The organism is Agarivorans sp. QJM3NY_33 (assembly GCF_050870865.2).
Classification (GTDB): domain Bacteria; phylum Pseudomonadota; class Gammaproteobacteria; order Enterobacterales; family Celerinatantimonadaceae; genus Agarivorans.
The window spans coordinates 4,424,458-4,447,275 of record NZ_CP194039.2; the positions used below are offsets into that span (position 1 = coordinate 4,424,458).

25 protein-coding genes are annotated in these 22,818 nt (G+C 45.5%); 8 read left to right on the plus strand and 17 right to left on the minus strand.

The window, feature by feature from the left end:
• Positions 1-3: 3 nt before the first annotated feature.
• The gene (locus tag ACRRSY_RS19905) at positions 4-387 is read left to right on the plus strand and encodes a TM2 domain-containing protein (RefSeq protein WP_432463877.1); all 384 of its coding nucleotides are present in this window, start codon (positions 4-6) and stop codon (positions 385-387) included.
• Here the strand turns inward: ACRRSY_RS19905 and ACRRSY_RS19910 are convergent.
• From ACRRSY_RS19910 to nudC, 5 genes are all read right to left on the minus strand, one after another.
• The gene (locus ACRRSY_RS19910) at positions 384-557 is read right to left on the minus strand and encodes a PLDc N-terminal domain-containing protein (protein WP_432455819.1); all 174 of its coding nucleotides are present in this window, start codon (positions 555-557) and stop codon (positions 384-386) included. The two genes, ACRRSY_RS19905 and ACRRSY_RS19910, sit on opposite strands and share 4 nt — an antisense overlap.
• A 269-nt stretch (positions 558-826) precedes the next feature.
• Positions 827-1,612: a sulfite exporter TauE/SafE family protein gene (locus ACRRSY_RS19915; RefSeq protein WP_432455818.1), complete on the minus strand. Its 786-nt coding sequence runs from the start codon at positions 1,610-1,612 to the stop codon at positions 827-829.
• A gap of 229 nt (positions 1,613-1,841) precedes the next feature.
• Positions 1,842-1,988 carry a hypothetical protein gene (locus tag ACRRSY_RS19920; protein WP_432455817.1) on the minus strand — a complete coding sequence of 49 codons (147 nt, stop codon included), beginning with the start codon at positions 1,986-1,988 and terminating at the stop codon, positions 1,842-1,844.
• 168 nt (positions 1,989-2,156) lie between these two features.
• The gene (hemE, locus tag ACRRSY_RS19925; protein WP_432460249.1) at positions 2,157-3,221 is read right to left on the minus strand and encodes a uroporphyrinogen decarboxylase; all 1,065 of its coding nucleotides are present in this window, start codon (positions 3,219-3,221) and stop codon (positions 2,157-2,159) included.
• A gap of 104 nt (positions 3,222-3,325) precedes the next feature.
• Entirely contained in the window at positions 3,326-4,117 is a 792-nt protein-coding gene (gene nudC, locus ACRRSY_RS19930) for an NAD(+) diphosphatase (protein WP_432463878.1), read from the minus strand.
• Positions 4,118-4,298: 181 nt separating this feature from the next.
• Between nudC and rsd the strand changes: the two genes are divergently transcribed.
• The gene (gene rsd / locus ACRRSY_RS19935; RefSeq protein ID WP_432455814.1) at positions 4,299-4,778 is read left to right on the plus strand and encodes a sigma D regulator; all 480 of its coding nucleotides are present in this window, start codon (positions 4,299-4,301) and stop codon (positions 4,776-4,778) included.
• A 100-nt stretch (positions 4,779-4,878) separates the two neighbouring features.
• Here the strand turns inward: rsd and fkpA are convergent, their stop codons facing one another.
• Entirely contained in the window at positions 4,879-5,688 is an 810-nt protein-coding gene (gene fkpA / locus ACRRSY_RS19940) for an FKBP-type peptidyl-prolyl cis-trans isomerase (RefSeq protein WP_432455813.1), read from the minus strand.
• A 141-nt stretch (positions 5,689-5,829) separates the two neighbouring features.
• Here fkpA and ACRRSY_RS19945 point away from each other — a divergent pair, with 141 nt between their 5' ends.
• Genes ACRRSY_RS19945 through ACRRSY_RS19955 form a run of 3 tightly spaced genes read left to right on the plus strand, consistent with a single transcriptional unit; the run spans position 5,830 to position 7,549 of the window.
• The gene (locus tag ACRRSY_RS19945) at positions 5,830-6,807 is read left to right on the plus strand and encodes a WD40 repeat domain-containing protein (RefSeq protein WP_432455812.1); all 978 of its coding nucleotides are present in this window, start codon (positions 5,830-5,832) and stop codon (positions 6,805-6,807) included.
• Positions 6,808-6,811: 4 nt separating this feature from the next.
• Positions 6,812-7,033, plus strand: a complete 222-nt coding sequence (locus ACRRSY_RS19950; protein ID WP_432463879.1) for a SlyX family protein — start codon at positions 6,812-6,814, stop codon at positions 7,031-7,033.
• Between the two features lie 21 nt (positions 7,034-7,054).
• Positions 7,055-7,549 (plus strand): GNAT family N-acetyltransferase, encoded by a 495-nt coding sequence (locus tag ACRRSY_RS19955; RefSeq protein ID WP_432460250.1) that lies wholly within the window; start codon positions 7,055-7,057, stop codon positions 7,547-7,549.
• A gap of 21 nt (positions 7,550-7,570) precedes the next feature.
• Here the strand turns inward: ACRRSY_RS19955 and ACRRSY_RS19960 are convergent, their stop codons facing one another.
• A complete protein-coding gene (locus ACRRSY_RS19960; RefSeq protein WP_432455809.1) occupies positions 7,571-7,771 on the minus strand; it encodes a YheV family putative zinc ribbon protein in 201 nt (66 codons plus the stop codon).
• A gap of 101 nt (positions 7,772-7,872) precedes the next feature.
• On the opposite strand from ACRRSY_RS19960, the gene ACRRSY_RS19965 reads away from it, so the two are divergent.
• Together ACRRSY_RS19965 and ACRRSY_RS19970 are read left to right on the plus strand one after the other, a co-directional pair.
• A complete protein-coding gene (locus ACRRSY_RS19965) occupies positions 7,873-9,792 on the plus strand; it encodes an ABC transporter ATP-binding protein (protein ID WP_432460252.1) in 1,920 nt (639 codons plus the stop codon).
• Between the two features lie 71 nt (positions 9,793-9,863).
• Positions 9,864-10,211 (plus strand): hypothetical protein, encoded by a 348-nt coding sequence (locus tag ACRRSY_RS19970; protein WP_432463880.1) that lies wholly within the window; start codon positions 9,864-9,866, stop codon positions 10,209-10,211.
• 47 nt (positions 10,212-10,258) lie between these two features.
• On the opposite strand, the gene mgtE is transcribed toward ACRRSY_RS19970, so the two are convergent.
• The 3 genes from mgtE to metA all read right to left on the minus strand — a co-directional run bounded on the left by mgtE (position 10,259) and on the right by metA (position 16,534).
• On the minus strand, positions 10,259-11,596 hold the full coding sequence (mgtE, locus tag ACRRSY_RS19975; RefSeq protein ID WP_432455806.1) for a magnesium transporter: 1,338 nt from the start codon (positions 11,594-11,596) through the stop codon (positions 10,259-10,261).
• A 231-nt stretch (positions 11,597-11,827) separates the two neighbouring features.
• Positions 11,828-15,457, minus strand: coding sequence for a methionine synthase (metH, locus tag ACRRSY_RS19980; RefSeq protein WP_439033358.1), 3,630 nt, complete (start codon positions 15,455-15,457; stop codon positions 11,828-11,830).
• 135 nt (positions 15,458-15,592) lie between these two features.
• A complete protein-coding gene (gene metA, locus ACRRSY_RS19985) occupies positions 15,593-16,534 on the minus strand; it encodes a homoserine O-succinyltransferase MetA (protein WP_432455805.1) in 942 nt (313 codons plus the stop codon).
• A 156-nt stretch (positions 16,535-16,690) separates the two neighbouring features.
• On the opposite strand from metA, the gene ACRRSY_RS19990 reads away from it, so the two are divergent.
• Entirely contained in the window at positions 16,691-17,953 is a 1,263-nt protein-coding gene (locus tag ACRRSY_RS19990; protein ID WP_432455804.1) for an HD-GYP domain-containing protein, read from the plus strand.
• A 425-nt stretch (positions 17,954-18,378) separates the two neighbouring features.
• On the opposite strand, the gene rplQ is transcribed toward ACRRSY_RS19990, so the two are convergent.
• The 7 genes from rplQ to secY all read right to left on the minus strand — a co-directional run bounded on the left by rplQ (position 18,379) and on the right by secY (position 22,815).
• Positions 18,379-18,771 carry a 50S ribosomal protein L17 gene (gene rplQ, locus ACRRSY_RS19995; protein ID WP_221075767.1) on the minus strand — a complete coding sequence of 131 codons (393 nt, stop codon included), beginning with the start codon at positions 18,769-18,771 and terminating at the stop codon, positions 18,379-18,381.
• A 40-nt stretch (positions 18,772-18,811) separates the two neighbouring features.
• A complete protein-coding gene (locus ACRRSY_RS20000; RefSeq protein ID WP_432455803.1) occupies positions 18,812-19,798 on the minus strand; it encodes a DNA-directed RNA polymerase subunit alpha in 987 nt (328 codons plus the stop codon).
• A gap of 23 nt (positions 19,799-19,821) precedes the next feature.
• Positions 19,822-20,442 (minus strand): 30S ribosomal protein S4, encoded by a 621-nt coding sequence (gene rpsD, locus ACRRSY_RS20005; protein ID WP_432455802.1) that lies wholly within the window; start codon positions 20,440-20,442, stop codon positions 19,822-19,824.
• Between the two features lie 26 nt (positions 20,443-20,468).
• A complete protein-coding gene (gene rpsK, locus ACRRSY_RS20010) occupies positions 20,469-20,858 on the minus strand; it encodes a 30S ribosomal protein S11 (protein WP_016402131.1) in 390 nt (129 codons plus the stop codon).
• A gap of 13 nt (positions 20,859-20,871) precedes the next feature.
• The gene (gene rpsM, locus ACRRSY_RS20015) at positions 20,872-21,228 is read right to left on the minus strand and encodes a 30S ribosomal protein S13 (RefSeq protein ID WP_016402132.1); all 357 of its coding nucleotides are present in this window, start codon (positions 21,226-21,228) and stop codon (positions 20,872-20,874) included.
• Positions 21,229-21,335: 107 nt separating this feature from the next.
• Entirely contained in the window at positions 21,336-21,449 is a 114-nt protein-coding gene (gene rpmJ / locus ACRRSY_RS20020; RefSeq protein ID WP_000868186.1) for a 50S ribosomal protein L36, read from the minus strand.
• A gap of 40 nt (positions 21,450-21,489) precedes the next feature.
• The gene (gene secY / locus ACRRSY_RS20025; RefSeq protein WP_432455801.1) at positions 21,490-22,815 is read right to left on the minus strand and encodes a preprotein translocase subunit SecY; all 1,326 of its coding nucleotides are present in this window, start codon (positions 22,813-22,815) and stop codon (positions 21,490-21,492) included.
• Between the last annotated feature and the right edge of the window lie 3 nt (positions 22,816-22,818).

Below are 22,818 nucleotides of genomic sequence, written 5' to 3' on the forward strand. Positions count from 1 at the left end.
CGAATGACCCGACGTGATGATTTAGAAGTACAACAAGAACAACTACGCGCAGAAATACGCCAGCTGTCCGCCCCCTTACGCCAACAATTTTACCAATTGTGGGAAAAACAAGTAAAAGATCCCGACAGCTATGCTGTTCTCAACTATCTATTTATCGCGGGTTTACATCATTTCTATTTGGGTAAATGGCAACGAGGCCTAATCAATTTAACGATATCATTAATGGGACTAAGTATATTGTTTAGTCCCTACTGGATATGGGGGGTGAGTCTATTGTTGCTGGTCAGTCTAATTGAACTTCCAGCATTATTTAGAGCCGAGCTGATCTTATTAGAACATAACAATAAGAGCATGCAGACTCTATTGAAACAAATCGTTAAGCGCTAATCCTTGGGGCCTTTAAACAGCCACAGTAGCAAGCCAAGTATCGGTAATAAGCAAATTAAAAATACCCACAAGTATTTGCGTCCGACTTCGGCGCCACTTTTTAATGTACGAATGATAGCGAACACGTCGCCGATTAAAATCAGCATCGCGATTAGCAATGACAATGACATTGTGATTCCTCTATTTTCAATTTGAAACGTTTATCATAATACTCGCGCTGATTGTGATTGACCCAGCGCATTCTAAATCAATTTGTTGACGTCACTCTATCACGATTTGCGAACATGGGCTGGCCATCATATCTTAGGGATGCAACTGCAATTGCTAGACGAGTAATTACGGCTCACAATAAATCCAACGACAGACAAATACACCATAACGTATCTCTAAACCATTCGTGACTAGGCGGGAATAACGTCATCTGATTGCTCAGCCAAAGCTAAGTACTCAATAGTTTGATTGCCATCAGTAATAATAACACAGCAAAAGCTTGTTTTAATCGCTTCGCTGGCAATCGATACGCCAGGCGACTCCCCACTCGAGCAAACACCGAACTCGTCAATACAATGCCCAACCACGCCGGTAAATAAACATAGCCAATGCTTCCTGGCGGTAGTTCAGCCAGTCCCCAACCGTTGTAGATATAGGCTGAAGCCCCGACCAAAGCAATAGGAATACCACATATCGCAGAAATCGCTACCGCTTTTGGCGCAGCTAAGCCGTACCAGCTTAAGCAAGGAAACAAAATAGTCCCCCCGCCGATGCCAAACATCGCAGAAATGCCGCCAACAAGCGCACCCAGCACACTGGTCCCCCACTGCTGAGGAAGACTTCGTTGTGCCTTAGGTAAACGCCCAAAGCCCATATACCATGCCATGAGTAACAGAAATCCGGCAAAATAATAGCTTAAATGCCGAGCTTGAAGCTGCCCGGCAAGCCAAGCCCCCGCGCCAGCACCAAGCAGCAGCCCCAGCATTAAACGGCGAGCGATCAACCAATCAATCGAACCTCGACGATAGTGAGCATAACTAGCGCTACTCGCGGTAAACAAAATCGTCGCCAAGGAGGTGCCTATCGCTAAATGAATTGCCGATTCGCTAGCAAAGCCCATCGCAGCAAAACTACTGATAAGCACTGGCACAATCACCAAGCCACCACCGATCCCAAACAACCCCGACATCAGCCCAGCAACCGCACCAATCAATAAAAAACTAATGAACGTCACGACCTAACCAACACTCCACCTGATAATGCCGCATAGTCTGCTTGAAACAATGCAGTGGCGCAAAGTTTTCTAAAGATTTCGGAGCGAAGTGAGCGTTCGGAATGAATTTTGAGCATCGTTGCCGCGATGTACTCGCTGTTTTGCAACCTTAACCAACTTCATCTTACCCATATTCGTTTGGATAAGTCGCGCATCGCGATCTGGTTTTAATATCAAATCAACCCAGAGCCTATCTCGACAGATCGATAGGTTCCTGATCTAAATATTTTGGTAGGTAAGATAATACTTGAGGCTCACCAATGCTTTTCAGTTTTACCATGGCAATCACGAGTAACACCAGCATCAGTACGACGATTAATTGAAAGGGTGATTTCATAACAACAAATTCTCTATTACGACCTATAAACCACTTCATCCGTAAAGAGTTCCACGACAGCGGCTACTATAGCAAAATCCGTTACTATGGCATAGCGAAACAAAATAGCAGCTGCGCGAAGCGCATCTGCTATTGGCTGATTCATTCCCGCGAATCAAACATAAACCGTTATTGGTGATAACCACGACTCAGTTCGTGTACCGCATCGATAAACGCCCCCGCATGCTCGGGATCAACATCTGGGTGAATACCATGTCCCAAGTTAAATACATGCCCAGAACCTTCACCAAAACCGTCTAAAATATGCTGAACCTCTTGTCTAATACGAGAAACCGGAGCATATAACATCGATGGATCCATATTGCCTTGTAAAGCGACCTTATCTCCCACACGTCGCTTAGCATCGGCGATATTAATCGTCCAGTCTAAACCAACTGCATCACAACCAGTCGCCGCGATCTGCTCTAACCACTGCCCACCATTTTTGGTAAAGAGAGTCACAGGAACCGCCCGGCCGTCGGCTTGACGGGTCAAACCATCGACAATTTTATGCATATAACGCAATGAAAATTCATGGTAGTCGCGCTCCGATAATACGCCGCCCCAAGTATCAAAGATCATTAACGACTGAGCTCCGGCCGCCACTTGGGCATTCAAATACAAGATCACCGAATCGGCTAGTTTGTCGAGTAGCAAATGTAGCGTTTGTGGCTCACTGAAGGCCATCTTTTTAATACCACTGAAAGACTTAGTTGTACCACCTTCCACCATATAAGTGGCGAGCGTCCAAGGGCTACCAGAAAAGCCAATCAACGGCACCTCACCCTTTAGCTCACGCTTAATGGTACGAACTGCATTCATTACATAAACCAGCTCTTGCTCAGGATCGGGGATCGGTAAGGCTTGAACAGCGGCAAGGCTGGTCACTGGCCGTTCAAACTTCGGCCCCTCACCACTGGAAAAATACAAACCTAAACCCATCGCATCAGGAATGGTTAGAATATCGGAGAATAGGATCGCAGCATCCAGCGCAAAACGACGTAAAGGTTGCAACGTCACTTCACAGGCCAAATCTGCATCACGGCAAACCGTCATGAAATCACCAGCATCCGCTCGTACTGCGCGATACTCTGGCAGATAACGACCCGCTTGACGCATCATCCACACAGGGGTGGTATCGACAGGTTGCTTCAACAGAGCTCTTAAATAGCGATCGTTTTTCAATGGCGACATTGGCTTTTCTGATTCCTTATAATTTTTAGCTAGAGCATTGTAACGAGCTACTTTAACAACTCAAGACATTAGTTTAACAATTCAAACACTCCCATGAATCACATTTAAAGTGAAGTTTGGGCTAACCAATGTTCAATCATATCGCGAGCAACCGTTCCAAGAGGCGGCAAATGAGGTAAATCGTTCGCCTCAAACCACTGGGCATCAGCTAATTCTCGGCGATCAATCTTTAGCTCACCATCGGCATATTCTGCAAAATAAGCCGCCATCAATGAATGAGGAAATGCCCAAGGCTGACTCTTCCAATAACGCAAATTTTTAAGTTTAAGCCCGGTTTCCTCATGAGTTTCACGATGTACAGTTTGTTCTAAGGTTTCTCCCGCTTCGACAAAACCTGCAATCGCGGTATACATCGGTTGGGCTTGTTTTTGATGACGACGATGATTAGCCAGTAATAACTGAGAACCATGACTAATTAATACGATAATGCAGGGCGAAACCCGCGGATAGGCGCGAAATCCACACGCCGAGCATAACATGGCTAACTCCCAATCTACTCGTGTCATCGCATGACCACAACAACCGCAAAATTGATGAGTTTTTAAAAACAAAGCAAACTGCTGCGCCTTACCGACGAGGTTAAATAGTTGCGAGTTAAGCAGCGACATGCTGCTACGCAGATCAACCCACTCGCCCATCCCGAGATCCTGAGAATGCTCGAGTTCTAAACGCAAGCAGGGCTCACCTTTATAGCTAGCAAATTGCTCTACTCGACTAAACTCTAATGCAGGTAACGGCAAATCATCAATATCTCCATAGGGCAAGCGTTCACCCTGCGCAATCACCAAAATTTGCTCACCACAAGTGAAAAACCACCAGCCAAATTGCTTACTCACACCACGTTCCTTGCTCTTAAATTTGCTTTATTAGCAAATAATGAACAAGCTTAAACAACTTAACAAGCTTTCCCTGCAGCAAATGTTTAGCCACTCCGCAGTTAAACTAAATATCAGTTGACGAAAGCTTCGATTTTCTTTAGTTATAGAGCTAACGTTAATAGTTTCAGGAGCCATGCCAATGCTAAGAAAACTAGAACAAGCCCAAGCCAAATGGGGCGGTGCGAGTCAAGTCATTGATGCTTGGTTACTCGCCAGAAAGCAATTACTTATCACTTATTGTAATCTCGCGGGGCTACCTCCCTATGAAAGTAAGGAGCGTTCACTGCCGAGTCCCGAAACAATTAGTCATTTTTGCGAACAACTCGTTGATTATGTTTCCACGGGCCACTTCGAAGTTTATGAGCAAATTGTGAGTGGATGTGCTGGTGAAGGCGATAGCCAACCCGCTGAAAAATTACTGCCACAGATCAGCGCAACCACCGAAACCGCGCTCCGTTTTAATGATCAGTATGCCGAGGTCAATGAAGACTTAGAGTTTGCCAGCTTTGATAGAGATTTATCAGAACTTGGGCAGGAAATGGAAGAGCGTTTTGCCATTGAAGACCAATTACTGGACCATTTATATCAGCATAGTCAGCAAAGTGCTGCGGCCAAATAATCAAGTTGCTCACGATTTAAATACGACAAGTTTTAACTCTAAAAACAAAAATGCAGTGCTAGGCACTGCATTTTTAGTATTGCTCAATGCTTAATTAAACTTAACTTGCTGGTTGCTCTTTCGCAGCAGGAGCATCAGCTTTTTCAATATCAAGCAACTCAACTTCAAATATTAAAGTAGAATTTGGCGGGATACTGCCTGCACCATTTTCACCATAACCTAAGTCTGAAGGGATAAAGAACTTGTATTTCGCGCCCTTAGACATCAATTGAACGCCCTCGGTCCAACCAGGAATCACTCGGTTTAATGGGAAGGTTGCTGGCTCGCCACGATCATAAGAGCTATCGAAAGTTGTGCCATCGGTTAGCGTCCCTTTGTAATGCACAGTCACCGTATCTTCTGCGCTCGGTTTATCACCTTCAGCGGCGGTCAAAACTTCATATTGCAAACCAGACTCGGTCACAGTCACGCCTTCACGCGCGGCATTGTCAGCTAAAAACTTATCACTCTCAGCTTTTGCCACAGCAGCGTCTGCTGCCGTCTTCTTCTCGACTAAACCGGCTAGTTTTTCGTCTAATTCTTTTAAAGTAGTTTGAATGTCTTCTTCAGACATCAAAACTTCACCGCCTAAACCATCTTGCATTCCTTTGAGCACTAAAGCGTTATCTAACTCAAGGCCTAGCTCTTTCTGCTGCTCTAAAGTACTCGCAATATAGCGTGATACTGATGCACCGATCGCGTAGGCTTGTCGCTGCTCGGCACTTTCAAAGGCAGCTTTAGCTACCGTGCCCGCGTCAGTTTTCTCGAGGGAAACTTGCTCTACCGCGGGCGCTTCAGCTTTTTCGTCTTGACAACCAGTAACAGCAAAAATAGAGGCGGCCAAAACCGACACGGCAAAATACTTTTTCATTCAATTTCTCCAATAGAATCGCATTAATCTGCGGCTTAGCGAACAAGATCACTATGAATTATTAAACACTTAGCCTACAAAACTCTTATACTAACCCTATTAGTCAACACAACCTAGCGACAGTTCCGTAAAAAACAAAAAATGACATTACTTAAGTGGTTTGTGATTTTCAGCTTTTCTATCCTGACAGCGGCTTGTAGCGAAGAGGCTCCGCCTTCGGCGAGTTGGCAACAAGCGCTGGATGGAGCCTATGCCGCCGATATTTCAGCGGATGGGCAACTGAGCCTAGTGTCTTCAATACACCATGGTTTGACTCTTTGGAATATTAAACAACAACGCCAATTGTTTCAGTGGAACCATCAAAACCAAGAGAATAATCAAGTATTCTTAGTCAAAATCGCCGATGGTAATCGCTATGCGATTAGTGCCAGTCGCGATGATTTTGTGATTTGGGACATCGCCACTGGCCAGGCTCAGGGCTATTGGAAGATCAGTGAATCTAGTATCAGAGATATTGCCCTATCCAGCAACGGCAAGCAGGTCCTGATCGGCCTTGGTGATGGTAAAGTGATTCACCTTGATCTAGTCACTGGCCGACGGTTAGAGTTTCTAGGGCATAGCGAAAAAATCAACTCAGTTGCCTTATCGGCTAACGGCCGCTACGCCTTGACTGGTGGTAACGATTATCAAGCCTTGTTTTGGGATACCCAAACGGCGCAGGTATTACTGCGCTTTCCTCAACAGGGGCGCGTATCGATGGTCGCTCTAGAACCCGATGGAAAATATGCCTTCACCGCAGACAATGGCAAACTTGCCCGAATATGGGCACTTCCCAGCGGTGAGCGAGTCAGCCAACTGAAACTCACCGCCCGACAAAGCCTATTTTCCTATGTTCGTTTTGCCAAACAAGGCGAATGGCTTATCACAGGTTCTGCGGCCCGAAAACTGAGCCTCTGGCATGTAGCCAGCGGCCAAGCCCTGCAGCAATGGTTGGTCACTGCGAAACAAAAAACCCGACCGAAAAGCGCTGTTGTGTATAGCGCGGCGATGCTTGATAATAGCCAGCTGGTGAGCGCAAGCTCTAGTGGTTTCGTTGAAATTTGGGATATAAAGAATTAGCACTATGGATCAGCAAGAACTATTTAGCATGATTGAGCGTCTCGAAACAAAATTGGCCTTTCAGGAAGACACCATTGAACAGCTCAATCTTGCGTTGCAAAGTCAACAACAACAGTTGGATACCCTACAGCACCAATTTAAGCTGATCCGCGGCAAACTCTTCGAGACCGACAATGGCTCGGCGGTGGCACCGCTAGAACAAGAAACTCCGCCGCCTCATTACTAAGCCCTAGGTTTGGATTTGAGCATGTCTTTTCAATTTCGTTTAGCGCTAGAAAGTGACCTTCCCTGTATTGTTGATATCTACAATTCGATCATTGAATCGCGCCAAGTCACCGCCGATACCAAACCACAAACGGTAGCTTCGCGCTTAGACTGGTTTAAGCAACACCAAAAACCTCAACGTCCTTTGTATGTAATAGAACAGCATGGTGAAACCATTGCCTGGTTAAGTTTTAGTGATTTCTATGGCCGCCCCGCCTATCAACACAGCGCCGAAATTAGCCTTTATTTAGCCGAGCAGCATCGCGGTAAAGGCTTAGGAAAAGCCATATTACAAGCCGCCGAACCGATCGCCAAAACATTGGAGATTGAAATTTTACTGGCTTTCATTTTTAGCCATAACACACCAAGCCTGGCTTTATTCGATAAACTCGCTTACCAACTTTGGGGCCAGCTACCCAGCGTCGCGAGGATGGACCAGCAAACCTATAACCTCACAATTTTGGGTAAACAATTATAAATCGGTTTGCCACTAGGATGCTTAGGGCTTAAACAAACCAATTAGCTCAGCATCTGTCGACTCACTCGCTTGCCCTTCTGGACGCTCGGCATGATAGCCACAACTAACACATTCCACCGACTCTAACGTGAGCCCTTGCTGCTCCACGATGATCAGTTTTAAGGAATCGAGTTCTCCGCACTCGGGACATACCGCACCCGCGATAAAACGATGTTTTGCCATAATTCACTCTACTTTGTTCTGCGCTGTCGCTATGCGCCATAAGCTGCATCAGGTATCATAGCGGCATTATTGCACATTTTTAGTAGCGCATAGCAACAACCATGATCGTAGCCAACAGTATTAGCCTTCAACGCGGTAGCAAATTTCTTTTAGAGGAAACCAATCTCACCATCCATCCCGGACAAAAAGTAGGTTTAGTCGGCCAAAATGGTTGCGGTAAATCGTCTTTATTTGCTTTGCTAAAGCAGCAACTGCATGTCGATGCTGGAGAATTGAGTGTCCCCAGCAAATGGCAAATTGCCAGCGTTGCGCAAGAAACCCCTGCGCTAAACCGCAAAGCCATCGATTACGTAATTGATGGTGATTTTGAGTTCCGCAAAGTGGAGCAACAAATTGCCGATGCCGAATCTGCCGGGAATGGTGAACTCATCGCGACCCTACACAATAAATTAGATACTATTGGTGGTTATCAAATCCGCGCCAGAGCGGCCGAATTATTGGCCGGCTTAGGATTTAGCGAAGCAGGACAACAGCAGAGTGTCAGCGATTTCTCCGGTGGATGGCGAATGCGACTCAATTTGGCTCAAGCTTTATTGGTACGCTCAGACTTATTACTACTCGATGAACCAACTAACCACCTTGATCTAGATACCGTTGTCTGGTTAGAACAGTGGTTAAAGCGCTACCCCGGCACCCTCATCTTAATCTCGCATGACCGTGACTTTCTAGACAACATCATTAACCGAATTGTGCACATTGAAAATCGCCAGCTAAATGAATATACCGGCAGTTATTCTGATTTCGAACAAATGCGAGCAACACACTTGGCTCAACAGCAGGCAATGTTTGAAAAGCAACAACGTGAGCGCGCCCACATGCAAAGTTTTGTGGACCGATTCCGTTACAAAGCCAGTAAAGCCAAACAAGCACAGAGCCGACTAAAAGCCTTAGAAAAAATGGAACTGATTAGCCAAGCGCATGTGGATTCACAGTTTAGTTTTCGCTTTAGAGAGCCCGACAGCCTACCTTTACCCTTGTTAACGATGGAAAAAGTAAGTGCCGGTTATGCCGACAAAACCATTCTTGAACAAGTCGAATTCAATTTAGTACCGGGCAGCCGGATCGGCCTACTGGGGCGCAACGGTGCTGGTAAATCCACCTTTATCAAGTTGTTATCCGGTGAGCTTAAAGCTTTAGCTGGCGATGTTGAAATTAACAAAGCAGCTAAAGTGGGTTATTTCGCCCAACACCAATTAGAAACATTGCGCCCCAACGATACCCCAATGCAGCATCTACAACGACTCGCGCCCACCACCACCGAAGCCGATCTGCGTAAATATTTAGGTAGTTTTGGGTTTCAAGGCGACCAAGCCCTAGAGCCTGTAGCTCCTTTTAGCGGCGGCGAAAAAGCCCGCTTGGTTCTCGCTTTAGTCGTATGGCAAAAGCCAAATTTGTTACTACTCGATGAGCCCACCAACCACCTCGATTTAGAGATGCGTTATGCGCTCACCCTCGCCTTACAAGAATTCAATGGGGCAATGATCATCGTCTCTCACGATCGGGCACTACTACGAGCCACAACCGATGAATTTTACTTAGTCGATAGCCAACGAGTTTCTCCTTTTGCTGGCGATTTAAACGATTATCAGCAATGGCTAAGCCAAGCCAACCGCGCAGAGAACACCAGTAGTACCGGCACCGCTGGAACGAATTCGATTGCTCAACGCAAAGAACAAAAACGTAAAGAGGCTGAGTTTCGCCAGCAAACCCGCGGTATTCGCAAACAGTTGGAAGTGCTTGAAAAGCGCAGTCATAAAGCCCAGCAAGCCTTAACTGAAATAGAGCAACGGATGGCCGATCCTGAACTGTACACCGCCGACAACAAACAACAACTGCAACAGTGCTTACAACAACAGGCAACACTAAAAATTGAATTAGAAGAAACGGAGCTGCAATGGTTTGATCTACAAGAACAGTTGGAACAGCAGCAACAAGCCTTTGGGATCAGTGCCGAGGAATAACTTTACTTGACCGATTACACCACTCAGGTAAGGTTAACAACAATACTATTAATAATAAATCAAGGATGTCTATGAATGCCACGCAAGATCGCCCCAGTTTATTGATTGGTTTATTGCTGATCATTGTCGGTATTGGGGTAATTGCTTACGTACTACCGCAGGCCGTCAACCTCATCACCCTACCGCAAGATGCCCCCTTTATGCAGCATTTCTTTAGCTGGTTAATGGCCGATACAAATGCGATTAACAGTCAAGTGAGTGAAGAGTTTTTCGAAATATTTCAAACGTTTATTAAGGTGATTGTGCTCATCGTATTTTTATATGTTTGCTTAAAACTAGTCAGTATTGGCTTATTAATTATAAAAGAAGGGGTGAGCCTGATTCGATCTCAACCGCAAACCAGTAAAGATAAAAACTAAACGGCTTCTCTTTGGCAGGTCATCGTGACCCGCCAGATTTTCTTTTGCTACCAATGCAACAGAACACTGGCTAAGCTAAAGTACACTAATACCCCAGAGACATCGGCAATAGTGGCAACCAATGGCCCAGAAGCGGTGGCAGGGTCTAGCTTCATTTTGTTTAATAAAAACGGCAAACTAAGACCGACCAAAGATCCGACCAATACGATAACCACCATCGACATCGATACTATCAACGCCACCTCTGGGCCGCCACGATATATACCCACCCCATAGACAGCAATCGCCATCGTCATACCAAGCGCCAAGCCAACCAGCAATTCGCGACTAAATAACTTCGCCCAGTCACTTTTATCAACTTCACCAGTAGCTAAGGCTCGCACCATTAAGGCTGCGGCTTGAGAACCGGCGTTACCGCCGCTACCGATTAATAAAGGTAAAAAGAATACTAAGGCCACATGGCTGGCAATGATGTCTTCGAAATGCGCAATTCCTGCGCCGGAAAACATCGCACCAAATACTAATAATACTAACCACAGCACTCGCTTACGGTACAGTTCCCAGATGCTCACTCGGTCGACGGTTTGATCCAGCTTCCCCACTGAAGCACTCTTTTGCGCATCCTCGGTGGCTTCTTCCACAGCCGCATCCATGGCATCGTCATAGGTGACAATACCCACCAGTTTGTGCTGCTCATCTACCACTGGTAATGCCAGCAAATCATAATGACGGATCTGCTGACTGGCGTGCTCTTGACTATCCTCGACCGCCATTGCAACCACTTCGGTACGCATCAACTCACTTACCTGCTTATCTGGCGAGGCTAGAATCAATTCACGTAAGGAGATCGTCCCCAACAAGCGACGTTGCGCATTAATCACGTAGGTTTGATAAATGGTTTCCTTATCGGGCGCTTCTAAACGCAACTGCTTGAGCGCTCGGCTCACTAACCAATGCTCCTTCAGCGTAGCGTAGTCAGAAGTCATAATCGCACCAACCGTTCCCTCCGCATAACTGGCGAGTTGACGTAGATCTTCACGTTCAGCCTGCGCTAAACCAGGAAGCACCATCGCCTGTTGTTCTTCATCTAGATCATTGTACAAATCAGCTCGTTCATCAGCATCCATTCGGGAAAACAAAGCCGCTAATTTATGTCGTTTCATCAAGCCTGCAACTTCAGCTTGCAAATAAGGAGGAAGATAAGAAAAAACTTTGGCTCGATCTGCCAAAGAGAACATCGAAATTAACGGAAGCGCTTCTTTAGGGTCAAATTCAGCGAGTGCTTTACCAATATCGGCAAGGTGGTAATCGTCTAAAGTTGCACGCAAACTTGATTTATCAAGACTAACTAAGGCAAGCTCTAATTTTTGGTGAAGATGTGCCATTAACTGCTCCAGCTATCGCATAGAGCTCGGCGAAAAATGACCGACTACGCGATTAAAAACGGTGATAGAAAATAGGAAAAAGAATTTAAATGTCGACTGTCGGGGTCAGGGGTCATAAACAAATCTCGATGACAAAATCGGCGCAAATTGTAGGAGGGTTATGCTTTTAATACAAGGAATTTATGCCGCTTATCAGGCGAAATAAGCGGCAGGAAAACAAATGACTAAACGCTAGTAACCCAAGTTAGGCGCCAGCCAACGCTCGGCTTGCTCTAAACTCATATTTTTACGTTGCGCATAATCCGCTACCTGATCGCGTTGGATCGAAGCCACTGCAAAATAGCGACTATCAGGGTGAGAGAAATACCAGCCAGACACAGCGGCTCCAGGCCACATCGCATAGCTATCCGTTAACTGCATCCCAATCCGTTGCTCAACCTCTAACAGCTCCCAAATCAAGCCTTTTTCAGTATGTTCCGGACAAGCAGGGTAACCCGGCGCAGGGCGGATCCCTTGATAGTTTTCACGGATTAGCTCTTCATAAGCGAGCCTTTCATCGGCCGCATAGCCCCAAAACCTTTTACGTACCTGAGCATGCAAGTATTCAGCAAATCCCTCCGCCAAACGATCAGCTATCGCCTTCACCATGATCGCGTTGTAATCATCGCCTTCTGCTTTATAAGCCTCCGCCAATTCATCTTCACCAAATCCACCAGTGACCGCAAAACCACCAAAATAATCGGCTTTACCGCTAGATTTAGGTGCGATGAAATCAGCCAAACAATAGTTAGCCGCTTTCGCCTTCTCGGTTTGCTGGCGAAGTTGGCAGCTTAGCCCCAATAACTCAGAGCGAGATTCATCACGGTAAATTTCTATATCATCACCCACACTATTGGCTGGGAACAAACCAAATACACCAGAAACTTTAACCTCACGTTTTTGTTTAAATCGCTCTAACATTGCTTTGGCATCGGCAAATAAGCGTTTGGCCTCTTCGCCAACTACTTTATCTTCTAGAATACGTGGATATTTTCCGGCCAAAGACCAGGTCATGAAGAATGGCGTCCAATCAATGTAAGGTTCAATCTCTGAGATAGCGACGTCTTCGAAATGCTGGATCCCCAATTGCTTCGGCACTGGCGGCGTATAATTTTCCCAATCAAGCTGCAACTTATTGGCGCGGGCGACTTCAAGGCTGACAGGTGGGGTACGCGGACGTTTGCGCGCATGTTGCTCTCGAACAATCTCATAATCTTTGGCTAACTTTTTAACAAAATCCGGCCGCTGTTCATCAGATAATAAACTTGCACATACCCCAACCGCTCGTGAGGCGTTGGAAACATAGACCACCGGATGTTGGTAGTTTTGCTCGATCTTCACCGCTGTATGCGCCTTGGAGGTTGTTGCACCACCAATCAGTAAAGGGATATCCATGCCTGTACGTTGCATTTCTTTAGCGACATGCACCATTTCATCTAGCGACGGAGTGATCAGCCCTGATAGACCGATCATATCCACATTTTCTTCTTTAGCGACTTTTAAGATCTTATCGCAAGGCACCATCACCCCGAGATCAATAACCTCAAAATTATTACACTGCAGCACTACTCCAACAATATTTTTACCAATATCATGCACATCACCTTTTACGGTGGCCATCACAATTTTACCGTTAGAGCGCTTCCCCTCACCTTTCTCCGCTTCAATAAAGGGTTGCAGATAAGCCACCGCTCGTTTCATCACTCGCGCCGATTTAACCACCTGCGGTAAAAACATTTTCCCTTCACCAAACAGATCTCCGACCACATTCATGCCATCCATCAAGGGCCCTTCAATCACATGTAAAGGGCGCTCTGCAGCTTGACGGGCTAATTCGGTATCATCTTCGATGAATTCTGTGATCCCCTTCACCAAGGCGTGCTCAAGACGTTTGTTAACCGGCCAACTACGCCATTCTTGGTCTTGACTATTCTCTTGCTGACTCCCGTCACCACGATACTTCTCGGCAATTTCGAGTAGTTCTTCAGTCGCATTGTTATGCGTATTAAGAACAACTGCCTCGACTTTATCTTTTAGTTCCTTAGGAATGTCTTCGTAAATGGCCAGTTGACCTGCATTAACAATCCCCATGTCCATGCCATTTTTAATGGCATAATACAAAAACACCGCATGAATCGCTTCTCGAACTGGATTATTCCCGCGGAAGGAGAAACTAACGTTAGACACTCCACCTGAGATCATCGCGTGGGGTAGATTTTGTTTAATATCTTTGACCGCTTCGATAAAATCAACGGCATAGTTATTATGCTCATCAATACCGGTCGCAACCGCAAAAATATTGGGGTCAAAAATGATATCTTCCGGTGGAAAACCCACCTGATTCACCAAAATATCGTAGGACTTGCTACAGATCTCAAACTTACGCTCACGGGTATCTGCCTGGCCCTCTTCATCAAAGGCCATAACAATCACCGCAGCACCGTAGCGACGTAAAATTTTAGCCTGACGAATAAAGGGCTCCACGCCTTCTTTCATGGAAATGGAGTTCACGACGGGTTTGCCCTGGACACACTGCAGACCCGCTTCAAGAATCTCCCACTTAGACGAGTCGATCATCACCGGTACCTTAGCGATATCAGGCTCACCGGCGATCATATTCAAAAAGCGCACCATCGCAGCTTTTGAATCCAACATCCCCTCATCCATGTTGACATCAATGATTTGCGCGCCGTTTTCCACTTGGGTCAGTGCTATTTCAATCGCTTTATCGTAATTTTCCTCGACGATTAACCGTTTAAACATCGCCGAACCGGTCACGTTATTCCGTTCACCAACGTTCACAAATAGTGTTTCAGGCGTGATCGTGAGCGGTTCCAAACCAGACAAACGGCAGGCCACTTCAATTTCAGGTCGTTGACGCGGCGCAACCCCTTCAACAGCCTCAGCCATCGCCTTAATATGCTCCGGCGTGGTCCCACAACATCCACCGACAAGGTTTAGGAAACCGGCACGAGCCCATTCACCAATGTGTTCCGCCATTTCGGTCGCTTCAAGATCGTATTCACCAAAAGCATTCGGCAGGCCGGCATTCGGATGAGCCGATACATAGCTTTCACTCACCCGGCTAAGCTCTTCCACATACTGACGCAGCTCATCAGGCCCCAATGCACAGTTAAGTCCCATACTAATCGGTTCTGCGTGGCGTAAGGCATTATAAAATGCTTCTGTGGTTTGACCGCTCAAGGTTCGACCAGAGGCGTCAGTAATGGTGCCAGAGATCATAATCGGCAGTTCGATAGACAATTCATCAAAGACGGTTTTAACCGCGAATACCGCAGCTTTGGCATTTAAGGTATCAAAGATCGTCTCGATAAGAATTAGGTCACAACCCCCTTCAATTAACGCGATAGTCGATTCCTTATAGGCTTCGACTAACTCATTAAAAGTGACATTACGAAAGCCGGGATCATTCACATCAGGAGAGATAGAACAAGTACGGTTAGTTGGCCCTAATACCCCAGCTACAAAACGTGGGCGCTCAGGCTGAAGGGCCGTCACCTCATCGGCCACCTGCCTAGCTAAACGTGCGGCTTCGCGATTGATTTCAGCAGAATAATCCTGCATATCATAATCAGCCATGGCGATAGTGGTGGCATTAAAGGTATTGGTTTCGAGAATATCGGCGCCCGCTAACAAATACTCACGATGAATATCTGCAATAATCTTCGCTTGGGTCAGCACCAACATGTCGTTGTTGCCTTTTACATCGGTATGCCAATCAGCAAAACGCTCCCCACGATAGTCAGCCTCTTGCAACTTATAAGACTGGATCATGGTGCCCATACCACCATCAATAATCATGATTCGTTGCAATAATTGTTTTTCTAGTTCAAGCCTTACTGACACGGGAACATCCTATTGGTATTGCAGAGATTTAAAAAAAGGCAGTGTAGCACACTGCCTATCGGGGCTTTGCTGGCTTAAAGTTATATGAAATTATTTCAAGATATTATCGGATTTAGGCTGCAGTTCAGCCAAATTGTAAGGGGTGATTTGATAAACACAGTAATTCAACCAGTTGTTATATAAAAGATGCCCATGACTACGCCAAGTCGCACAAGGCGTGGCTTGGCAATCATCATTAGGGTAATAATTTTCTGGTAACATCGGCGCGAGCCCTTCTTGCAAATCTCTCAAATACTCATTATGTAAAGTATCTGCGGCATACTCTGGATGACCCGTAATAAATACTTGACGAAAATCCTCACTGGCAAATAGATAACTTCCCGCCAGCTCACTATCGCCTAACACCTGCAAATCTGTATCTTCGGTGATCCTATTTGAATCAAAATGAGCAAAACGCGATAGCGGGGCGAGAAAAGCATCGTCAAAACCACGAACCAAAGGATTGTGTTTGTGTTTGGTCTGATGCCAATAAACGCCCGATAACTTGTCTTCACGAGTTTGCTTTTCCAAACCATACAAATGATATAAGGCAGCTTGTGCAGCCCAGCATAAAAACAGAGTCGAGGTAACGTGGGTGGTAGACCAATCGATAATTTCCTTGATTTGGTCCCAGTAATATACCTCCTCAAAGGGAACTTGGCCCAAAGGGGCCCCAGTAATAATCAAGCCATCGAAATTACGTTCTCTTAACTTATCAAAATCTCGATAAAACCTATCGATGTGCTCCTGCGGAGTATTCTTAGAGACGCGATGGTCAATACGCAATAACCTTACATTCACTTGCAACGGCGAGTTCGATAACAAACGTAGCAACTGATTTTCAGTCTCAATTTTCTTCGGCATCAAATTAAGTAGGAGCACCTCTAAAGGACGTATATCTTGATGCGCTGCGCGACTCTCTGGCATCACAAAAATATTTTCATTGCGTAACACCTCCGCGGCGGGCAACTGGTCCGGAATGCATATTGGCATGATTTACTCCACTTTAACTACAAGTTTGAATGTCTAGACATCTAGAGGCCTATTGTAATTGGATCTATCTATAAGTCTAGAACTTGTTAAAATCAGCTGCTTTTGTGTTGATATTTATTCATAATGCAATAAGTATTTTTTGAGTTGTAAAGGCAAATGGCCGAAATAAAACTAAGTGTAGAACGTTTACAAACAGGTGTTTTCGTTAAACTTCCCGTAAAATGGGGAGAACACCCTTTCATGTTCACTAGTTTCAAAATAAAAAGCCAAGACCAGATCGAAGTGATTCGAAATCTGGGATTAAAACATGTCATCGTAGTTCCTGAAAAAAGCGATAACGCCCCCTTACCTGTCGACCAGAGTAAAGAGCAGGGAAATAATGATAACAAGGACGCATCAAATAAAGCTCAGGAAGCACTTTGGCAGGAAAAGCGTTCTCGTATCGAGGAGCTGAAAAACTATCGTCGAAATTTAATGAAGGTGGAGAACGAGTTCGACCGTTCTATGGCTCAAGTTCGAGCGGTGATGGGAAAATTAAAAAATAGACCGCTCAATGCGGTGAACGATGCCACCGCGCTTATTGACAATCTAGCGGAAGATCTACTCTCCGGTGAGAACGTCGTCTTACATTTAATGAATGACAGCAAAGATGCTGATAGCTTCTATTATCATAGCCTCAACGTTTCCATTTTATCAATGATGCTAGCTAAAGCTGCGGGTTTTTCTGAGCGAGACATCAAAGTTCTGGGTATAGCAGGCTTATTTCATGATGTCGGGAAAATGAAGATCCCTGATAAAATTCTACGTAAACCCGGGAAACTGACCCCTCAAGAAGCAAATTTATTAAAACTGCATACCAAGTACGGTGCCGATTTTTTAAAACTATCTTCGACCCTTCCTCCGCAAGTAAAAACAATTGCCTTCCAGCATCACGAATATCTCGATGGCAGCGGTTACCCACAGAAATTAAAGGGCGATGAAATCGATCGTCTCGCCCAATTAATCGCGGTCGTCAATGATTACGACAGCCTCTGTCATCCCCGAGATCCGCGACTGTCACGTATTCCATTTACGGTTATTGCTTATATGTATAAGCAACGTAAACAACAACTTAACAACGCTGATTTAGGGGTGTTGATCCGTTTATTAGGGATCTATCCACCAGGCAGTGTTGTGCAATTAAGCTCTGGGCAGTTTGGTCTAGTCATGTCAGTCAATTCAGAACGTTTATTGTATCCAACGGTGCAAGTATATGATGCCAATATTCCTCGTACCGAAGCCCCCATTATCGACTTGGAAGCTGCGGGCCTCACCATCGAAAAAGCGGTAAAACCTAGCGCATTACCCGAAGAAATATTTGAATACTTAAATCCACGTGCTCGGATCTCCTACTTTTTTGACAACAACAAGCACCTATAGAGCAGACACCATGAGATAAGCGATGAAGACGACGCCGCAAATATACACATGGCTTTGCTAAGTCCCTTTGGAGTCTGTAACTAAGCTAACATTTGTCAGCTTACGACTGATACCAGCCCAATCCATTATCTGTTGATTGTTGCTGGCCAAAATCAGTGCGAATAGGGTTATCTATCTTGTAATTAGAGTCACGAACAACTGCACTTTATGTCTGGTTATTGACAGAGCTATTCAGCGCAATAAGTTGAATATATAAGTAATCAATTAGTATGAAATAGATTTGTGATGAATGTCGGCCGTTTAAAATCAATAGCAGACAGAGGCTAAAAAACTGTCAATCGGCAGAGTGACTCGCTCGAGTGTCAGCCATATTGAAGGCAAAAAAAAGCCGGACCTAAGTCCAGCTTTTAAAGCGTTGTCCGAGTTTACTCAGCTGCTTCTTCAGCAACTTCTTCAACTTCTGGACGGTCTAGCAATTCAATGTATGCCATAGGGGCATTGTCGCCAGCACGGAAACCACATTTTAAAATGCGAGTATAACCGCCTGCACGTTCTTTGAATCGTGGACCAATTTCAGCAAATAACTTACCAACCACTTCTGCATCACGAGTACGAGCAAAAGCTAAACGACGGTTGGCAACACTGTCATTCTTAGCCAATGTAATCAATGGCTCAACAACACGACGAAGCTCTTTGGCTTTAGGCAATGTTGTCTTGATAACCTCATGGCGAACCAATGAACTGGCCATATTCCGGAACATAGCCTGACGATGGCTACTATTTCGGTTCAATTGACGACCACTCTGACGATGGCGCATGACCTTATCCTTCTATAATAAGACGTTAAAACTAGTGACTTTACTTATCAGCGATACTAGCTGGCGGCCAATTTTCTAGGCGCATACCTAGAGAAAGACCACGTGATGCTAGAACATCTTTGATTTCTGTAAGCGACTTTTTGCCTAAGTTAGGCGTTTTAAGTAGCTCAACCTCGGTACGCTGTACCAAGTCACCAATGTAATGAATCGCTTCTGCCTTCAAACAGTTAGCAGAGCGAACTGTCAACTCTAGATCATCGACAGGACGAAGCAGGATTGGATCAAACTCTGGCTTCTCTTCTTTTTCTTCTGGTTCACTTACATCACGTAAGTCAACGAAGGCATCCAACTGCTCAGCAAGAATTGTTGCGCTGCGGCGGATGGCTTCTTCTGGATCAAGAGTACCATTGGTTTCCATATCGATAACCAATTTGTCCAAATCAGTACGTTGTTCAACACGAGCAGCTTCCACAGTATAAGCAATACGCTCAACTGGGCTGTAAGCCGCGTCAACAAGCAAACGACCGATAGGACGCTCTTCATCTTCAGAATGAACCCGAACTGAAGCTGGTACGTAACCGCGACCACGTTCTACCTTGATACGCATGCTGATTTCAGCGTTGCTGCTCAAGTGACAAATAACGTGCTCAGGATTAGTGATTTCGACATCAGCATCATGCTGAATGTCGCCTGCAACCACAGGACCTGCTCCAGACTTGGTAAGACTAAGGGTAACTTCGTCTTTACCTTCTAACTTCACAGCAATACCTTTGAGGTTTAGCAAGATCTCCAAGATGTCTTCTTGAATGCCTTCCTTACTGCTGTACTCATGCAGCACGCCATCGATTTCCACTTCCGTTACCGCACAACCAGGCATAGAAGATAAAAGAATACGACGAAGAGCATTACCTAAAGTGTGGCCAAAGCCACGCTCTAATGGCTCAAGCGTAACCTTTGCACGAGTTGGGCTAACTTGTTCGATCTCAACTAGCCTTGGTTTTAGAAACTCTGTTACAGAACCCTGCATTGTGTCCTCTCTATAATTCAACTTTACTTAGAGTAAAGTTCGACGATCAGCTGTTCGTTAATTTCCGCAGACAGGTCAGCGCGCTCAGGTAAGCGTTTGAAAACACCTTCCATCTTAGTTGCGTCTACTTCTACCCACGTTGCCGCTTCACGTTGTCCGGCGATTTCTAATGAAGCAACAATACGCGCTTGCTTCTTAGATTTTTCACGAACACTAACAACGTCTTCAGCTAATACCTTGTAAGAAGGAATATTAACCACTTTACCATTAACTAGGATAGCTTTATGGCTAACTAGTTGACGAGCTTCAGCGCGAGTTGCACCAAAACCTAAACGATAAACAACGTTGTCTAAACGACTTTCCAACAATTGCAGCAAGTTTTCACCGGTGTTGCCTTTTAAGCGAGCAGCGGCTTTATAGTAATTGCGGAATTGTTTCTCAAGAATGCCGTATAAACGACGAACTTTTTGCTTCTCACGAAGCTGTAAACCGTAGTCTGAAAGACGCGCTTTACGAGCACCATGTTGTCCAGGTGCTGTATCCAGCTTACACTTTGTGTCGATCGCACGGACACCACTTTTCAAAAAAAGATCGGTACCTTCACGACGGCTAAGTTTAAGCTTTGGACCTAAATATCTTGCCATTTTTCTTTCTCCAATCTATCCAGAAACTACACGCGGCGTTTCTTCGGTGGACGACAACCATTGTGTGGAATCGGAGTCACGTCGGTGATGTTAGTCACGCGGAAACCAGCAGCATGTAATGCGCGGATTGAAGACTCTCGACCAGGACCTGGGCCGTTTACAAACACTTCTACGTTCTTAAGGCCGTAGTCTTTAGCTGCTTCCGCAGCACGTTCAGCAGCAACCTGTGCAGCAAACGGAGTAGACTTACGAGAACCACGGAAACCTGAACCACCTGCGGTAGCCCAAGAAAGCGCGTTGCCCTGACGATCAGTGATAGTCACGATAGTATTGTTGAAAGAGGCGTGGATATGAGCCATGCCATCAGCAACTTGTTTTTTTACGCGTTTACGAGCGCGAGTCGGAGTTTTAGCCATTTTCACTCACCCCTTATTTCTTAATAGGTTTGCGAGGACCTTTACGGGTACGCGCATTAGTTTTAGTGCGCTGACCGCGAAGGGGCAAACTGCGACGATGACGGAGTCCGCGGTAACAACCGAGGTCCATCAGGCGCTTAATGTTCATGGAAACTTCACGGCGTAGATCACCTTCAACGGTGAATTTAGCCACTTCGTCACGAAGTTTGTCGATCTGTGTTTCGTCAAGTTCTCTGATCTTAACATCTTCAGCAATACCAGCTGCCGCACAAATTTTTTGTGAACGGGTTAAGCCGATGCCGAAGATTGCAGTTAAAGCGATAACTGCATGCTTCTGATCAGGAATGTTAATGCCGGCTATACGGGCCATTGGCACACTCCTATTTTTTCGTGTAAACGAAGGCCATCTGTGAAAAGCCCGTAAGGATACTCAACAGATGACCACATTGCAAATAATATTGTCTTGAAATCTACTAACTAGCCTTGGCGCTGTTTATGCTTTGGCTCACTGCAAATTACCCGCACAACACCGTTGCGCTTGATAACTTTACAGTTACGGCAGATTTTCTTAACGGATGCACGTACTTTCATTGCTATCTCCGTAAAAGTTAAAGTCCAATCCCAAGGGAGCCTAACGGCCGTAACCTTTAAGATTAGCTTTTTTCAGAACCGAACCATATTGATGAGACATCAAATGGGTCTGGACCTGAGCCATAAAGTCCATGATGACCACTACAACGATAAGTAACGAAGTACCACCGAAGTAAAACTGAACATTAAGTCCAAGCATCATAAACTCAGGAATTAAACATACAAACGTGATGTACAAAGCACCAGCTAGGGTTAAACGAGTCATCACCTTGTCTATGTATCGCGATGTTTGTTCACCAGGGCGAATACCCGGAATAAACGCGCCACTCTTCTTCAAGTTGTCTGCTGTCTCACGAGGGTTAAATACCAACGCAGTATAGAAGAAACAAAAGAAGATAATGGCTGATGCATACAAGAACACATATAACGGTTGCCCGGGTTGTAGCGTCAGTGATATCTCAGACAAAAACGACAAGCTTTCGTTTTGACCAAACCACTGGGCGATAGTTCCAGGGAACAGAATAATACTTGAAGCAAAAATTGCTGGGATAACCCCGGCCATGTTTACCTTAAGTGGTAAATGTGTACTTTGCGCAGCAAACACCTTGCGACCCTGTTGACGTTTAGCGTAGTTAACAACGATACGACGTTGTCCACGTTCGATAAACACCACCAAGAAGGTCACAGCGAACACTAGAGCAATGATTAACAAGAGTAACAATAGGTGTAACTCTCCTTGACGCGCCTGTTCAGCCGTCTTACCGATCGCTGCAGGCAACCCTGCCACAATACCAGCAAAAATCAGAATCGAAATCCCGTTGCCAATACCACGTTCGGTAATTTGCTCACCTAACCACATCAGGAACATTGTTCCTGTAACCAAACTAACCACCGCAGTGAAATAGAATGGTAGACCTGGGTGAATCACCAGACCCGCCATCATATTTGGTAAGCCTGTGGCAATACCAACAGCTTGGAAAGTTGCTAAAACCAGCGTGCTATAACGCGTGTACTGACTAATTTTACGTCGACCCGACTCGCCTTCCTTTTTAAGTTCGGCAAGCGTTGGGTGAACCACAGTCAATAACTGGATAATAATCGATGCCGAAATATATGGCATGATTCCTAACGCGAAAATAGAAGCACGTGAAAGTGCACCACCTGAAAACATGTTAAACATTTCCAGAATGGTACCCTTTTGCTGATCAAACAACGCGGCCAGTACAGCGGCATCAATCCCAGGTAGCGGCACAAAGGAGCCGGTTCGGAACACAATAATGGCCCCGAGCACGAATAGTAAACGACTCTTAAGCTCGCTTAAGCCACCTTGTGCACTTGCTGATGCTGTTCCTGGATTCTTAGCCATGTT

What these genes read in the sequence shown, in the direction of transcription:
- ACRRSY_RS19905 (WP_432463877.1), top strand. Translation starts at nt 4, where the DNA reads ATGACCCGACGTGATGATTTAGAAGTACAACAAGAACAACTACGCGCA.
- ACRRSY_RS19910 (WP_432455819.1), bottom strand. Translation starts at nt 557, where the DNA reads ATGTCATTGTCATTGCTAATCGCGATGCTGATTTTAATCGGCGACGTG.
- ACRRSY_RS19920 (WP_432455817.1), bottom strand. Translation starts at nt 1,988, where the DNA reads ATGAAATCACCCTTTCAATTAATCGTCGTACTGATGCTGGTGTTACTC.
- hemE (WP_432460249.1), bottom strand. Translation starts at nt 3,221, where the DNA reads ATGTCGCCATTGAAAAACGATCGCTATTTAAGAGCTCTGTTGAAGCAA.
- rsd (WP_432455814.1), top strand. Translation starts at nt 4,299, where the DNA reads ATGCTAAGAAAACTAGAACAAGCCCAAGCCAAATGGGGCGGTGCGAGT.
- fkpA (WP_432455813.1), bottom strand. Translation starts at nt 5,688, where the DNA reads ATGAAAAAGTATTTTGCCGTGTCGGTTTTGGCCGCCTCTATTTTTGCT.
- ACRRSY_RS19945 (WP_432455812.1), top strand. Translation starts at nt 5,830, where the DNA reads ATGACATTACTTAAGTGGTTTGTGATTTTCAGCTTTTCTATCCTGACA.
- ACRRSY_RS19950 (WP_432463879.1), top strand. Translation starts at nt 6,812, where the DNA reads ATGGATCAGCAAGAACTATTTAGCATGATTGAGCGTCTCGAAACAAAA.
- ACRRSY_RS19955 (WP_432460250.1), top strand. Translation starts at nt 7,055, where the DNA reads ATGTCTTTTCAATTTCGTTTAGCGCTAGAAAGTGACCTTCCCTGTATT.
- ACRRSY_RS19960 (WP_432455809.1), bottom strand. Translation starts at nt 7,771, where the DNA reads ATGGCAAAACATCGTTTTATCGCGGGTGCGGTATGTCCCGAGTGCGGA.
- ACRRSY_RS19965 (WP_432460252.1), top strand. Translation starts at nt 7,873, where the DNA reads ATGATCGTAGCCAACAGTATTAGCCTTCAACGCGGTAGCAAATTTCTT.
- ACRRSY_RS19970 (WP_432463880.1), top strand. Translation starts at nt 9,864, where the DNA reads ATGAATGCCACGCAAGATCGCCCCAGTTTATTGATTGGTTTATTGCTG.
- mgtE (WP_432455806.1), bottom strand. Translation starts at nt 11,596, where the DNA reads ATGGCACATCTTCACCAAAAATTAGAGCTTGCCTTAGTTAGTCTTGAT.
- metH (WP_439033358.1), bottom strand. Translation starts at nt 15,457, where the DNA reads ATGATTATTGATGGTGGTATGGGCACCATGATCCAGTCTTATAAGTTG.
- metA (WP_432455805.1), bottom strand. Translation starts at nt 16,534, where the DNA reads ATGCCAATATGCATTCCGGACCAGTTGCCCGCCGCGGAGGTGTTACGC.
- ACRRSY_RS19990 (WP_432455804.1), top strand. Translation starts at nt 16,691, where the DNA reads ATGGCCGAAATAAAACTAAGTGTAGAACGTTTACAAACAGGTGTTTTC.
- rplQ (WP_221075767.1), bottom strand. Translation starts at nt 18,771, where the DNA reads ATGCGCCATCGTCAGAGTGGTCGTCAATTGAACCGAAATAGTAGCCAT.
- ACRRSY_RS20000 (WP_432455803.1), bottom strand. Translation starts at nt 19,798, where the DNA reads ATGCAGGGTTCTGTAACAGAGTTTCTAAAACCAAGGCTAGTTGAGATC.
- rpsD (WP_432455802.1), bottom strand. Translation starts at nt 20,442, where the DNA reads ATGGCAAGATATTTAGGTCCAAAGCTTAAACTTAGCCGTCGTGAAGGT.
- rpsK (WP_016402131.1), bottom strand. Translation starts at nt 20,858, where the DNA reads ATGGCTAAAACTCCGACTCGCGCTCGTAAACGCGTAAAAAAACAAGTT.
- rpsM (WP_016402132.1), bottom strand. Translation starts at nt 21,228, where the DNA reads ATGGCCCGTATAGCCGGCATTAACATTCCTGATCAGAAGCATGCAGTT.
- rpmJ (WP_000868186.1), bottom strand. Translation starts at nt 21,449, where the DNA reads ATGAAAGTACGTGCATCCGTTAAGAAAATCTGCCGTAACTGTAAAGTT.
- secY (WP_432455801.1), bottom strand. Translation starts at nt 22,815, where the DNA reads ATGGCTAAGAATCCAGGAACAGCATCAGCAAGTGCACAAGGTGGCTTA.